A 12,521-nucleotide genomic window follows, 5' to 3' on the forward strand; every position below is an offset into this window, starting at 1 on the left:
ACCGCGCGCAAAACCTGAATAACCTTGCGCATCGTAGGTTTTTCAGACCAGCCTGCGGGTGGCGGGATGGCGCCGCAGCAACCAGCTGCTGGCGGCGGACAAGGCGAACACCGCCAGGGTCAACAGGGGCACGACCCAGGCGTCGCGGCGCGCGCCGCTGATGGCGCCGGCCCGGTGCGCCACATCCAGGAACACCGGATGGATCAGGTAGACCCCGAAGGTCAGCGGAGCCAGCGACGCCAATCGCGGCAGCCGCGGCGACGAGACGATGAGCTGGAATGCCGCCAGCGACATGAACGGCACGGTCAGGCTGAAGTAGTCGTAGAAATAGGTGTTCAGCGTTCGGTTGCTGGACATGGTGTACACGCCCAGAGCCGTGGCCGCCACGCTCGCGGCCAGCACCAGGGCCGGCCGGGGCACGCGCAGCTCGCCGTCGAAGATCTGGCGCCCGGCGACGAAATAGCCCAGGTAGGGCAGGAACCAGGTCAGGAAGAAACCGGGTTGCGCGCCGAGGGCGCGGCGATAGAGCGCATCGAGGATGGCCAGGCCCAGAATGCCCACCACCCACAGCGAACGCGAGCGCGCGCTGCTGCGCGCATACAGCAGCCGCACCAGCGGCGCGAACAGGTACAGCCCCACGATCATGTAGAGATACCAGAGGTGGTAATAAGGTTCCCCTTGGGCGACCTTGCGCGGCCAGAACGAGAAATCGACGTGGCCATCGTCCCACCAGTCCAGGCCGGTGCGCCAGGCCAGGTAGAACAGGCTCCAGAACACCAGCGGCGTCAGGATCCGCGTCGCCCGCTTGCTGTAGAAGCGGCGCGCGTCCTGCGGTTTGTCGGGATCGAGCAGCAGGGCGCCGCTGACCATCACGAACACCGGCACGCACCAGCGCGCCGCCGAATCGTAGAGATTGGCGGCCAGCCACGCGCCATTGCCGAACGCCGCCGGTTCGCTGACGATCAGGGCGGCGCTGTGCAGCAGCACCACCGCCGCGGCGGCAAGCCAGCGGGCGGCATCCAGTCGGGCGTAGCGGTCATCGGTCAAAGGCATCGGACTCCCGGAGACAAGTGAGGCGGGGGAGGGCGCGGCGGCCGTCCTCGCTTTTCACCTTAGCAGCCGGGGCGGCGCGGGTACTGTATCCAGGGGTTAGGTTGCGCATGAAAAACCGACAGGGCCGCGCGGGCGCTGTCGGTTGAGGGGCGCCCTGGGCGCCGGTTCGCGGACGTTGCGGGTCCGTGAACCTTTTGTCACGAAACGGCGGTGGCCGTCATTGCAGGACGATATTGGCCTGCTTGATCAGTTGCGACACGATGGGCTGCTCGTTCCTGATCTGCCGGGCCAGTTCCGACGGGCTGCCGGAACGCGGGTCGATGCCCATCTCCAGCATGCGCTTTTTCACGGCTTCGTCCTTGAGCGTATCTGCCAGGGCCGCCTGCAGCTTTTCCAGCACCGGGGCCGGCGTGCCCTTGGGCGCCACGAAGCTGAACCAGGCGGTCATGTCGAAGCCCGCGTAGCCCTGCTCGGCCAGGGTCGGCAGTTTCGATTCGGTGGCCAGGCGGTTGGGGCTGGTGATGGCGAACACCTTGACCTTGCCGGCCTCGGCCTGCGGCATGCCGGTGGCGACCATGTCGAAGAACAGGTCGACGTCGCCGCTGATCAGCGCCGGCAGGGCCTGGGTCGCGCCCTTGAACGGCACATGCAGGATGTCAATGCCGGCGCGTTCCTTGAACAGTTCGCCCGCCAGGTGCGACGAGGTGCCAGCGCCGAAGGTGGCGAAGGTCAGCTTGCCCGGGTTCTGCTTGGCGTACGCGACCACGTCCGCCGTGCTGTTGAACGGTCGCTTGGGGCTGGACAGCAGCACCAGTGGGCCCACCCCGACCATGCCGATCGGCGCGAAACCGTCGGGATCGTAGGGCAGTTCCTTATACAGGTAGCGGTTGGTCACCAGGGTGGAGTTGGTTGCCATCAGGATGGTGTAGCCGTCCGGCGTCTCGCGCGCCACGAAGGCGGCGCCGATCGAGGTGCCGGCGCCCGCCTTGTTCTCGACGATCATGGGCTGTCCCAGCGTCTTGGCCATGCGCTCGGCCAGCACCCGGGTCAGTACGTCGGTGGCGCCGCCTGCCGGGAACGGCGACACGACCTTGATCGGACGCGACGGATAGGAATCGGCCTGGGCGCCCAGCGCGGCGACGCTGAGCAGTAAACCCGCCAGGAATGGGTAGCGCTTGCGAATCATGTTTTCCCCTTGAAATCGCGTGTGTGTTAAATTCCGAATACTGGAATTTAGTTTTGTTATTCGAAATAAACTATAAAAACGAAGCGAATAGAAATGCAATCTTTTTCTGACCCCAAGCGCATTCCCCATCCCGCCGCCAAGCCCGACCAGAAGCTTGAATTGAGCGCGCCGGCGCGCCGCAAGCGGGCGGGGGCCGTGGGCGAGGGGCCGGTATCACCGGATTTCATCACCGCGCTGGCGCGCGGGCTGGAGGTGCTGCGCTGTTTCCGGCCCGGCGTGGCGGCGCTGGGCAACCTGGATCTGGCCCGCCTGACCGGCCTGCCCAAGCCCACCATCAGCCGCATTACCTACACCCTCACCGAACTGGGCTACCTGCGCTATCACCCCGATACCGGCAAGTACTCGCCGGGCTATGGCGTGCTGGCGTTGGGCTTCGGCCTGTTGGCCGGGCTGGAGGTGCGCGAGCTGGCCAAGGCCTCCATGACCGACCTGGCGCGCGAAACCGGCGGCGCGGTGGCCCTGGGCGCCTTCGACGGCGACGCCATGACCTACGTCGAGGCCATCCATGGTTCGTCCGCTCTCTACCTGCGCCTGCCGGTGGGCTATCGCGCCAGCCTCGACAGCGCCATGGGCCGCGCCTACCTTGCCAGCCTGCCGGCGGCGGCCTGCGCCGACGTGATGGAACGATTGGGGCCGGCCGCGCCGGCGGCTGCCGCGATCGAGCGCGCCCGCGCCGAGTTGCGCGACACGGGTTGCTGCTTCGCGATCGGCGAGTGGCAGTCGGGCATCAATGCCGTGGCGGTGCCATTCACGTCCGTGACCGGGGAGGGCGTGTTCGTCATGAGTTGCGGCGGCCCCGAAGGCCTGCTGCCCGAGGCCGGGTTGCGCACCCAGGTGGCGCCGGCGCTGCGGGCCGCCATCGCGGGCCTGGCGGGCGCTCCCGCCTGAGCGCAAAGGCGCGGCGTGGCGCGACCGTGGTATCTCGTACAATTCACGGATTGATCCACCCCTAGCGCCCTCGGAGACCCGTTTGGCCAAACCCGCACAAGCCGATCCGCAGACCGACGACCGTCCCTTGCCCCAGGATTTCGAAACGGCCCTGGCCGAACTCGAATCGCTGGTCGCGGCCATGGAAGACGGTTCGCTGCCGCTCGAGCAATCGCTGGCCGCGTACCGTCGCGGCGTGGCGTTGACGCGCGTCTGCCAGGACCGCCTGGCCCAGGCCGAACAACAGGTCAAGGTCCTCGAGGGCGACCTGCTGCGCCCGCTGGATCCGGCGGCGCTGGATGACGAATAAGAATCGGATGAAGCAAATACAACTCGCTTTCCCGGAGTGGCTGCAGGGCCGCGTGCGGCATGTCGAAGACGTGCTCGACGATCTCCTGCCGCCCGCCGACGCCGTGCCCGCCCGCCTGCATGAAGCCATGCGCTACGCCGTGCTCGGCGGCGGCAAGCGGGTGCGCGCCGCGCTGGTCTACGCCGCCGGCCAGGCCTGCCCGGTCAGCGGCAGCGTGCTGGCCGTCGAGGCCTCGCTGGACCGCGCCGCCGCGGCGGTGGAACTGATCCACGCCTATTCGCTGGTGCACGACGACCTGCCCTGCATGGACGACGACGTCCTGCGCCGCGGCCGCCCCACCACCCACGTGCAGTTCGACGAAGCCACCGCCATGCTGGCTGGCGACGCGCTGCAGCCGCTGGCCTTCGAATTGCTGGCCTCCATGCCGATCGCCCCGGCGCTGATCGTGCAGGCCACGCAGTCGCTGGCGCGCGCCGCGGGCAGCCAGGGCATGGCCGGCGGCCAGGCCATCGACCTGTTCAGCGTCGGCCGTTCGCTGTCGCGCGACGACCTGCAACTGATGCACAGCATGAAGACCGGCGCCATGCTGGCCTGCAGCGTGGCGCTGGGCGGCATCGTCGCCGGCGCCAGCTCGGCTTCGCGCCAGGCGCTGGACGTCTATGCGCAGGCCATGGGGCTGGCGTTCCAGGTGGTGGATGACATCCTCGACGTGACCGCCGATTCCGCTAGCCTGGGCAAGACGCCGGGCAAGGACGCTGCCGAAAACAAGCCGACCTACGTTTCGCTGCTGGGCCTGGACGAGGCCCGCGCCTTTGCCGGCGAGCTGCGCGAAGCCGCGCTGGCCGCGCTCGAGCCGTTGGGCGATGCCGGTTCGCGCCTGGCCGAACTGGCTGATTTCATCGTCCTCCGAGACCGCTGAACCGTGACCCGTCCGGGCTGGCCGCAGGCCGGGCATACGAACCCCATACAAGCATGACGACAGAATTACTGGACCGCATCCAATCCCCGGCAGACCTCAAGCGCCTGGATCGTCGCGAGCTCAAGCGCCTGGCCGACGAGTTGCGCGGCTTCGTGCTGGAGTCGGTCTCCAAGACCGGCGGCCACCTGTCGTCGAACCTGGGCACGGTGGAGCTGACGCTGGCCCTGCATCAGGTCTTCGACACGCCGCATGACCGCATCGTCTGGGACGTGGGCCACCAATCCTACCCGCACAAGATCCTCACCGGACGCCGCGCCGGCATGGCCAAGCTGCGCCAGCAGGGCGGCATCTCGGGCTTTCCCAAGCGCAGCGAATCCGAGTACGACGCCTTCGGCACCGCGCATTCGTCCACTTCGATCTCGGCCGCGCTGGGCATGGCGGTGGCCTCGCGTAACGCTGGCGTGCAGCGCCAGCACATCGCCGTGATCGGCGACGGCGCGATGTCCGCCGGCATGGCCTTCGAGGCCATGAACAATGCCGGCGTCACCGCCAACATCAATCTGCTGGTGATCCTGAACGACAACGACATGTCGATCTCGCCGCCGGTGGGGGCGCTGAACCGCTACCTGGCGCGCCTGATGTCCGGCCGCTTCTACGCCGCCGCCAAGAACGTCGGCCGCGCCGTGCTGCAACATGTGCCGCCGGTGCTGGAGCTGGCGCGCCGCTTCGAGGAACACGCCAAGGGCATGGTCACGCCGGCCACGCTGTTCGAGGAATTCGGCTTCAACTACGTCGGCCCGATCGACGGTCACGACCTCGATGCGCTGGTGCCGACGCTGCAGAACCTGAAGGCGCTGCAAGGGCTGCAATTCCTGCATGTGGTCACCAAGAAAGGGCAGGGCTACAAGCTGGCCGAGGCCGACCCGGTGCTGTACCACGGCCCGGGCAAGTTCGATCCCGCCGTCGGCATCCAGCAATCCAAGGCGCCCGGCAAGCGCACCTTCACCCAGGTGTTCAGCGACTGGCTCTGCGACATGGGCCAGCAGGATCCGCGCCTGGTGGCTGTCACGCCCGCCATGCGCGAAGGCAGCGGCCTGGTCGAATTCGAGAAGCGCTTCCCGCAACGCTACTTCGACGTCGGCATCGCCGAGCAGCACGCCGTGACGTTCGCCGCCGGCGTGGCCTGCGAAGCGCAGAAGCCGGTGCTGGCGATCTACTCGACCTTCCTGCAGCGCGGTTACGACCAGCTGATCCACGACGTGGCGCTACAGAACCTGGACGTCACCTTCGCGCTCGACCGCGCCGGCATCGTCGGCGCCGACGGCGCCACCCACGCCGGCAACTACGACACCGCCTTCCTGCGCTGCGTGCCAAACATGGTGGTGGCCACGCCCTCGGACGAAAACGAAACCCGCCTGCTGCTGTCCACCTGTTATCAGTATCCCGGCCCGGCCTCGGTGCGCTATCCGCGCGGCGCGGGCTGCGGCGCGGCGGAAACGGCCGGCCTGGACACGGTCGAGCTGGGCCGCGGCGTGGTGCGGCGCGAAGGCCGCAAGATCGCCATTCTTGGCTTCGGCACGCTGCTGCAGCCGGCGCTGGCTGTGGCCGAAAAGCTGGATGCCACCGTGGCCGACATGCGCTTTGTCAAGCCGATCGACCGCGCGCTGATCCTCGACCTGGCCAGCCGCCACGACGCGCTGGTGACGATCGAGGACGCCGCGATCATGGGCGGCGCTGGCAGCGCGGTGCTGGAGGTGCTGGCCGCCGAAGGCGTCTCGATTCCGGTGCTGCAACTGGGCTTCCCCGACGAATTCATCGACCACGGCGATCAGTTGGCGCTGCTGGCCGGAATCGGCCTGGATGCCGCGGGCATCGAGCAATCGATCCGGACGCGCTACGCCGCGCTGCTGGCCTGATTGCGCGCACCCACGGACCGGCCCGGTGGTTTGGTCCGTGTGGCGAAACAGTGTGTTCCGGCCCCGACAGCCTACGAATGAAAGGGTTTTCCCTGGCGCTGGCGGGACTTTGGGCGATAATGGCCCCCTCCTAAAGATTCCTGGGTCTGCGTGTTCACGCCACGCTCGTCGCCCAGACTGGTAAGCCGAAATGAATTCTCCGATCGACCCCGCCATCGTGATGCCCGACGTCCAGAGCTCGACGGACACGCGGCACATCCCGATCCAGCGCGTGGGCATCCGTGGCGTGCGCCACCCCATGCTCATCGAGAACGCCGATGGTTCGCCCCAGGGCACCGTGGCCAACTGGACCCTGACGGTGGCGCTGCCGCCCGAAGAAAAGGGGACGCACATGTCCCGCTTCGTGGCGCTGCTGGAAAAGTACCGCAGCACCCCCATGACGCCGACGCTGTTCCGCGCCATGGCGGCCGACATGCTGCCGCTGCTGCATGCCGAGCGCGGCGACATCACCGCGGCTTTCCCGTACTTCATCAACAAGTCGGCGCCGATCTCCGGCGTGCAGAGCCTGCTGGACTACGAAGTGCAGTGGATCGCCCGCGCCCAGGGCGACCAGGTCGAGTTCGAGCTGGTGGTGCAGGTGCCGGTGACCAGCCTGTGCCCGTGTTCCAAGGCCATCTCCGAATACGGCGCGCACAACCAGCGCTCGCATGTGACGGTCTCGGCCATCCTGGAATCCGACATCAGCATGGACGGCGTCATCCGCCTGATCGAAGACGAAGGCTCGTGTGAGCTCTGGGGCCTGCTCAAGCGCCCCGACGAGAAGTACGTCACCGAACGCGCCTACGACAACCCCAAGTTCGTCGAGGACCTGGTGCGCGACGTGGCGGCCCGCCTGAACGCGCATCCCGGCATCGCGCGCTACCGCGTCGAGGCCGAGAACTTCGAATCGATCCACAACCACTCGGCCTACGCCGTGGTGGAAGGCTGAGTCCTCCGTGCGGCATCCGGCGGCCAATGACTGGCCGCTCATCGCGAGACTGCAGGGGTGGGAAGCGCGGCTGGCCGATCATCTGGCCGGCCGCGGTCGTTTGGGCGTCGCCTTCTACGAGTTCTTCCGCTTCGGCGTGAAGCAGGCCTGGGCCTGCCTGTTCGGCGGCCTGATGTGCGCGCTGCTGCTGGGCACGCACTGGTGGTATCCCAAGGACGCCTGGCTGGCGCGCTACGATTTCCTGACGCTGGCGGCCCTGGCGATCCAGGCGGCGCTGCTGGCCCTGCGCATGGAAACCTGGAGCGAGGCCAAGGTCATCCTGATGTTCCATGTGGTCGGCACCGGCATGGAACTGTTCAAGACAGCGGCTGGCTCCTGGATCTACCCCGAGGCGAGCGTGCTGCGCATCGGCGGCGTGCCGCTCTTCACCGGCTTCATGTACGCCGCGGTCGGCAGCTACCTGGCGCGGGTCTGGCGCCTGTTCGACTTCCGCTTCCGTGCCCATCCGCCGCTGGCGGCGACCGTGGCGCTGTCGGTGCTGATCTACGTGAACTTCTTCGCGCACCATTTCATTGTCGACTTCAGGCTGGCGCTGTTCGGCCTGACGGCGCTGCTGTTCGCCCGCACCTGGGTCTATTTCCGCATCTGGCGCGACTACCGCCGCATGCCGTTGCTGCTGGGCTTCGTGCTGGTGGCGCTGTTCATCTGGTTCGCCGAGAACATCGGCACCTTCGCCAACGCCTGGCGCTATCCCAACCAGTCGCAGGGCTGGGAACTGGTATCCATTGCCAAGCTGGGCTCGTGGTTCCTGCTCATGATCATCAGCTACGTGATGGTCAGCCTGGTCAGCCGGCCGCAGCCGATCGGTGTGGCGGCTGTGCCGCATGCCGTGGGACCGAATAACGCGTCCCCGATTTCCTGAGCGCCGCTGGCTTGCGTCCAGGGGCCCGATCGGCGATAATCGAGAGCTTTCTTGCTCGACCGCCCATGTTTTTTGGGTAGCGGGCTGCCCCTTGCAAGCCATACGCCTCGAAGAAAAAGACCAGTGATAGAGAAAGCACTGGAAAGCCGGAACTGATCGCGAACACGATGTGTGCGCGGACTGATGACGGTGTCGGGCGGACGGCGGGCAAGACATCCTCAAGGAGTTTTACTCATGCGTCACTACGAAGTGGTGTTTATCGTTCACCCCGACCAAAGCGAGCAAGTGCCCGCCATGGTCGAGCGTTACCAAGCGCTGGTCACGGGCCAAGGCGGCTCGGTGCACCGCCTGGAAGACTGGGGCCGCCGTCAACTGGCCTACCCGATCCAGAAGCTCGTCAAGGCTCACTACGTCTGCCTGAACATCGAGTGCGGCCAAGCCACGCTGGATGAGCTGGAACACTCGTTCCGCTACAACGACGCCGTGCTGCGCCACCTGGTCATCAAGACCAAGAAGGCCCAGACCGCTCCCTCGATCATGATGAAGTCGGTCGAGCGCGAAGAAGCCCGCAAGGCTTCGGCGGAAGCTGTCGCGGCTCAGGCCGAGTAAGCAGGGCTCAGGCAGAGCCCATCCCATGAAGTCCCCTTGGTGCCTGGCAGGATGAACAAGCTGGAACTCAGCGCCCGCGTTCTCGAATGCGAGCCTTTGCGCCACACTCCCGCCGGTCTGCCAGCCCTGGAAATGGTGCTGGCGCACGAATCCGAGGTCATCGAAGCCGGCCATCCGCGCCGTGTCGAACTGACGATCTCGGCCGTGGCACTGGGCGATCTGGCGTTGCTGTTGCAAGGAACGGCGCTGGGGTCCGAATTGCAGGTGCAGGGGTTTCTGGCCCCCGTACGCAAGGACTCGGTGAAGTTCAAGCTGCATCTGCAGCAGGCGCGCAGGATCAGCGGCAGCGCAGGACGCGATCCGCTGGTGGCTTGACGGGAAGGGCAACGGGCGCGAGAGCGCCTTCTGAATACGGATAGGTTACGGGGAGTCGGGCCCGATCAAGGCAGACCCGGTCCCCTCAAACATAAGGCACATATCATGGCTTTCTTCGGAAAACGCAAGGAAAAACGCAAATTCACGCAGCAGAACCCGCTCTTCAAGCGTCGTAAGTTCTGCCGCTTCACCGCCGCCGGCGTCGAAGAGATCGACTACAAGGATCTGGACACCCTGCGCGACTTCGTGCAAGAAAACGGCAAGATCATCCCGGCTCGCCTGACCGGCACCAAGGCAATCTACCAGCGCCAGCTGGACACCGCCATCAAGCGCGCGCGCTTCCTGGCCCTGTTGCCTTACACCGACAACCACAACTAATCCGGGGCACTGAAATGCAAGTTATTCTGCTCGAAAAAGTCGTCAACCTGGGTAACCTCGGCGAAGTCGTCCGCGTGCGTGATGGCTACGCCCGCAACTTCCTGATTCCCCAGAAGAAGGCCCGTCGCGCAACCGACGCCGCCCTGAAGGAATTTGAAGCCCGCCGCGCCGAACTGGAAAAGATCCAGGCCGAAAAGCTGGCCGCCGCCCAGGCCCTGGGCGAGCGCGTCAACGGCTACCAGCTGAAGATCGTCCAGAAGGCTGGCGTCGACGGCCGTCTGTTCGGCTCGGTCACCAACGCCGACATCGCCGAAGGTCTGAAGAAGGCCGGTTTCGAAGGCATCGAAAAGGCCCAGGTGCGCATGCCCAATGGCCAGCTCAAGGCCATCGGCGAGTTCCCGATCCAGGTCGCCCTGCACGCCGACGTCGTCGTCGACGTCACGGTGTTGGTCGAAGGCGAACTGTCGTAAGCCTCGCCCCGCGGTAGAAAAAAGCCGGCCCGCGCGCCGGCTTTTTTTCTTTGTGGCTTGTTTTCCGCCGCGGTACTCGCCGCCATTTGCGTGTAGTCTTGCGGGCTGCACGCTTGTCTCCCACGCCGTTTCCTTCGAGGACCTCTTGACCCAGCCGCCCGTCCACCATAACGCCCCCGCCGGATTGCGAGCCTGGCTCGACAGCCTGGACGCCGAGCGCGAGCCGTCGGTGCGCGATGCGACCATCGATGGGGTGCGCTGTATCGTCAAGCGCCGGCGCCCGGGACTGGCGAGCGGCGTGAGCTACGTGTTGCGCTATGCGCGCGCGTTGTTCCTTGGGCTGGGGTGCAAGCTGTTCCTGGGCGAATTCCCGCGGCCCGGCATCCTGTTGCGCAACGGCCTGGAGCACGAGGCCCGGCGCCTGAAGCAATTGCTGCAGGCCGGCTGCCGCGTGCCCGAGGTCTGGTGGCAGGAAGAGGGGCTGCTGGTGCTGGAGTTCGTCGGCGACGACCTGGCCGACCTGATCCGCAACGAAGACACCACCTCGCGCCTGTGGCTGACGCGGGCGGCCGCGACCGACCTGGCCGCCTTCCACGCCCGTGGGCTGTGGCATGGCGGCGCCCAGATCCGCAACATCACCTTGCAGGATGGCGAGTTGTGGCGCATCGACTTCGAGGAAAACATCGGTTCGACGCTGTCGCGGCCGCTGGCGCAGGCCTATGATCTGTTCCAGATGCTGGCGTCGCTGGCATCGTTGCGCAAGTTGCCCGACGAGGTCGGCCGCACCCTGGGTAAACTGGCGCTGGAAGTCTATTTCGAGTGCAATCCCGATCCCGAGGTCAAGGCGCGCCTGCGCCGCCTGACCCGGGTGCTTTCTTTCATCGCCACGCCGTTGCGCCCGCTCCTGGGCCGGCTGCCGTCGCGCGATGTGCAGGGTTTCTTCCGCGTCGCGGATATCCTGCAGCCGTTACTATTGAAGCCATGAACACACCTGCCGATTCCCAGCTCGAATACCTGCGCGTTCCTCCCCATTCGATCGAGGCGGAGCAGTCGGTGCTGGGTGGCCTGCTGCTGGACAACGCAGCCTGGGACCGTATTGCCGACGTGCTGGTCGAAGAGGACTTCTACCGCCACGACCACCGGCTGATCTGGCACCACATCGCCCGCCTGATCGGCCTGGCGCGTCCGGCCGACGTCATCACGGTGCATGAATCGCTGGTCAGCGCGGGCAAGGCCGAGGACGCCGGCGGCCTGGCCTACCTGAACGCGCTGGCGCACAACACGCCGTCGGCCGCCAACATCCGCCGCTATGGCGAAATCGTGCGCGAGCGCGCCATGCTGCGCAAGCTGGTGTCGATCGCCGACGAGATCTCCTCGGCCGCCATGAATCCGCAGGGCAAGGAAGCGCGCCAACTGCTGGACGAGGCCGAGTCCAAGGTGTTCCAGATTGCCCAGGAAGGCGCGCGCGGCGCCGCCGGCTTCCAGGAAATCCAGCCGCTGCTGACGCAGGTGGTCGAACGCATCGACGAGCTCTATCACCGCGAAAGCACTTCTGATGTGACTGGCGTGCCCACCGGTTTCACCGATCTCGACAAGATGACCTCGGGCATGCAGGGCGGCGACCTGATCATCGTGGCCGGCCGCCCGTCCATGGGCAAGACCTCGTTCTCGATGAACATCGGCGAACACGTGGCCATCGAAGAGGGCCTGCCGGTGGCGGTATTCTCGATGGAAATGGGCGCGGTGCAGCTGGCGATGCGTATGCTGGGTTCGGTCGGCCTGCTCGACCAGCACCGCATGCGGACCGGCAAACTGATCGCCGAGGACTGGCCGCGCGTGACCCACGCGGTGCAATTGATGCAGGACGCGCAGGTCTACATCGATGAATCGCCCGCGCTCAGCCCGATGGAAGTGCGCGCCCGCGCGCGGCGCCTGGCGCGCCAGTGCGGCCAGCTCGGCCTGATCATCATCGACTACCTGCAGCTGATGTCGGGCAACGGTTCTGGCGAGAACCGCGCCACCGAGGTGTCGGAAATCAGCCGTTCGCTCAAGGGCCTAGCCAAGGAACTGAACTGTCCGCTGATCGCGCTGTCGCAGCTGAACCGAAGCCTGGAACAGCGCCCCAACAAGCGCCCCGTGATGAGCGACCTGCGCGAATCGGGCGCCATCGAACAGGACGCGGACGTGATCCTGTTCATCTACCGCGACGAAGTCTACAACCCCGATTCGCCGGACAAGGGCACCGCCGAGATCATCATCGGCAAGCAGCGTAACGGCCCGATCGGCACGGTGCGCCTGACCTTCCAGGGTTCCAGCACGCGCTTCCTGAACTTCTCCGGCGCGCAGCCGCGCGACATGTACTGAGCGCCCGGCGCCCGGCCCCCCAAAAAAAAACCGCGCCCGAGCGC

The 12,521-nt window shown here is 66.4% G+C and carries 14 protein-coding genes; 12 read left to right on the plus strand and 2 right to left on the minus strand.

The features are described from left to right. Nucleotides 1-42 precede the first annotated feature (42 nt). The gene (locus ACUTAG_RS23845) at nt 43-1,053 is read right to left on the minus strand and encodes an acyltransferase (RefSeq protein WP_047992286.1); all 1,011 of its coding nucleotides are present in this window, start codon (nt 1,051-1,053) and stop codon (nt 43-45) included. 217 nt (nt 1,054-1,270) lie between these two features. Further along, complete coding sequence (locus tag ACUTAG_RS23850; RefSeq protein ID WP_020924529.1) at nt 1,271-2,239, minus strand: Bug family tripartite tricarboxylate transporter substrate binding protein; 969 nt, start codon at nt 2,237-2,239, stop codon at nt 1,271-1,273. A 93-nt stretch (nt 2,240-2,332) separates the two neighbouring features. Here ACUTAG_RS23850 and ACUTAG_RS23855 point away from each other — a divergent pair, with 93 nt between their 5' ends. The 12 genes from ACUTAG_RS23855 (at nt 2,333) to ACUTAG_RS23910 (ending at nt 12,477) form a co-directional block, all read left to right on the plus strand. After that, nucleotides 2,333-3,187 (plus strand): IclR family transcriptional regulator, encoded by an 855-nt coding sequence (locus ACUTAG_RS23855; RefSeq protein ID WP_047992287.1) that lies wholly within the window; start codon nt 2,333-2,335, stop codon nt 3,185-3,187. Nucleotides 3,188-3,269: 82 nt separating this feature from the next. Beyond that, on the plus strand, nt 3,270-3,536 hold the full coding sequence (locus tag ACUTAG_RS23860; RefSeq protein WP_006388363.1) for an exodeoxyribonuclease VII small subunit: 267 nt from the start codon (nt 3,270-3,272) through the stop codon (nt 3,534-3,536). Between the two features lie 7 nt (nt 3,537-3,543). Continuing rightward, entirely contained in the window at nt 3,544-4,455 is a 912-nt protein-coding gene (locus tag ACUTAG_RS23865; RefSeq protein ID WP_006388364.1) for a polyprenyl synthetase family protein, read from the plus strand. A gap of 53 nt (nt 4,456-4,508) precedes the next feature. Continuing rightward, on the plus strand, nt 4,509-6,371 hold the full coding sequence (gene dxs / locus ACUTAG_RS23870) for a 1-deoxy-D-xylulose-5-phosphate synthase (RefSeq protein WP_026383129.1): 1,863 nt from the start codon (nt 4,509-4,511) through the stop codon (nt 6,369-6,371). Nucleotides 6,372-6,561: 190 nt separating this feature from the next. Then, nucleotides 6,562-7,359, plus strand: a complete 798-nt coding sequence (gene folE2, locus ACUTAG_RS23875; RefSeq protein WP_006388366.1) for a GTP cyclohydrolase FolE2 — start codon at nt 6,562-6,564, stop codon at nt 7,357-7,359. A 7-nt stretch (nt 7,360-7,366) separates the two neighbouring features. Beyond that, nucleotides 7,367-8,281 carry a DUF817 domain-containing protein gene (locus ACUTAG_RS23880; RefSeq protein WP_148316513.1) on the plus strand — a complete coding sequence of 305 codons (915 nt, stop codon included), beginning with the start codon at nt 7,367-7,369 and terminating at the stop codon, nt 8,279-8,281. 234 nt (nt 8,282-8,515) lie between these two features. Next, the gene (rpsF, locus tag ACUTAG_RS23885; protein ID WP_020924524.1) at nt 8,516-8,890 is read left to right on the plus strand and encodes a 30S ribosomal protein S6; all 375 of its coding nucleotides are present in this window, start codon (nt 8,516-8,518) and stop codon (nt 8,888-8,890) included. A gap of 51 nt (nt 8,891-8,941) precedes the next feature. After that, complete coding sequence (priB, locus tag ACUTAG_RS23890; protein WP_006388369.1) at nt 8,942-9,265, plus strand: primosomal replication protein N; 324 nt, start codon at nt 8,942-8,944, stop codon at nt 9,263-9,265. Nucleotides 9,266-9,370: 105 nt separating this feature from the next. Continuing rightward, nucleotides 9,371-9,643 carry a 30S ribosomal protein S18 gene (gene rpsR, locus ACUTAG_RS23895; protein ID WP_006218308.1) on the plus strand — a complete coding sequence of 91 codons (273 nt, stop codon included), beginning with the start codon at nt 9,371-9,373 and terminating at the stop codon, nt 9,641-9,643. 14 nt (nt 9,644-9,657) lie between these two features. Next, a complete protein-coding gene (gene rplI / locus ACUTAG_RS23900; RefSeq protein ID WP_020924523.1) occupies nt 9,658-10,113 on the plus strand; it encodes a 50S ribosomal protein L9 in 456 nt (151 codons plus the stop codon). Nucleotides 10,114-10,258: 145 nt separating this feature from the next. After that, on the plus strand, nt 10,259-11,098 hold the full coding sequence (locus tag ACUTAG_RS23905) for an RIO1 family regulatory kinase/ATPase domain-containing protein (RefSeq protein WP_006388371.1): 840 nt from the start codon (nt 10,259-10,261) through the stop codon (nt 11,096-11,098). Further along, nucleotides 11,095-12,477 carry a replicative DNA helicase gene (locus ACUTAG_RS23910; RefSeq protein WP_006388372.1) on the plus strand — a complete coding sequence of 461 codons (1,383 nt, stop codon included), beginning with the start codon at nt 11,095-11,097 and terminating at the stop codon, nt 12,475-12,477. Before ACUTAG_RS23905 ends, ACUTAG_RS23910 begins: the two co-directional genes overlap by 4 nt. The last annotated feature ends 44 nt before the right edge of the window (nt 12,478-12,521 follow it).

The organism is Achromobacter sp. CSND-B12 (assembly GCF_052906545.1).

Bases quoted from the DNA above. Each gene is read 5' to 3' on its own strand.
- priB (WP_006388369.1), top strand. From the start codon at position 8,942: ATGAACAAGCTGGAACTCAGCGCCCGCGTTCTCGAATGCGAGCCTTTG.
- ACUTAG_RS23850 (WP_020924529.1), bottom strand. From the start codon at position 2,239: ATGATTCGCAAGCGCTACCCATTCCTGGCGGGTTTACTGCTCAGCGTC.
- ACUTAG_RS23910 (WP_006388372.1), top strand. From the start codon at position 11,095: ATGAACACACCTGCCGATTCCCAGCTCGAATACCTGCGCGTTCCTCCC.
- rpsF (WP_020924524.1), top strand. From the start codon at position 8,516: ATGCGTCACTACGAAGTGGTGTTTATCGTTCACCCCGACCAAAGCGAG.
- folE2 (WP_006388366.1), top strand. From the start codon at position 6,562: ATGAATTCTCCGATCGACCCCGCCATCGTGATGCCCGACGTCCAGAGC.
- ACUTAG_RS23855 (WP_047992287.1), top strand. From the start codon at position 2,333: ATGCAATCTTTTTCTGACCCCAAGCGCATTCCCCATCCCGCCGCCAAG.
- rpsR (WP_006218308.1), top strand. From the start codon at position 9,371: ATGGCTTTCTTCGGAAAACGCAAGGAAAAACGCAAATTCACGCAGCAG.
- ACUTAG_RS23865 (WP_006388364.1), top strand. From the start codon at position 3,544: ATGAAGCAAATACAACTCGCTTTCCCGGAGTGGCTGCAGGGCCGCGTG.
- rplI (WP_020924523.1), top strand. From the start codon at position 9,658: ATGCAAGTTATTCTGCTCGAAAAAGTCGTCAACCTGGGTAACCTCGGC.
- dxs (WP_026383129.1), top strand. From the start codon at position 4,509: ATGACGACAGAATTACTGGACCGCATCCAATCCCCGGCAGACCTCAAG.
- ACUTAG_RS23845 (WP_047992286.1), bottom strand. From the start codon at position 1,053: ATGCCTTTGACCGATGACCGCTACGCCCGACTGGATGCCGCCCGCTGG.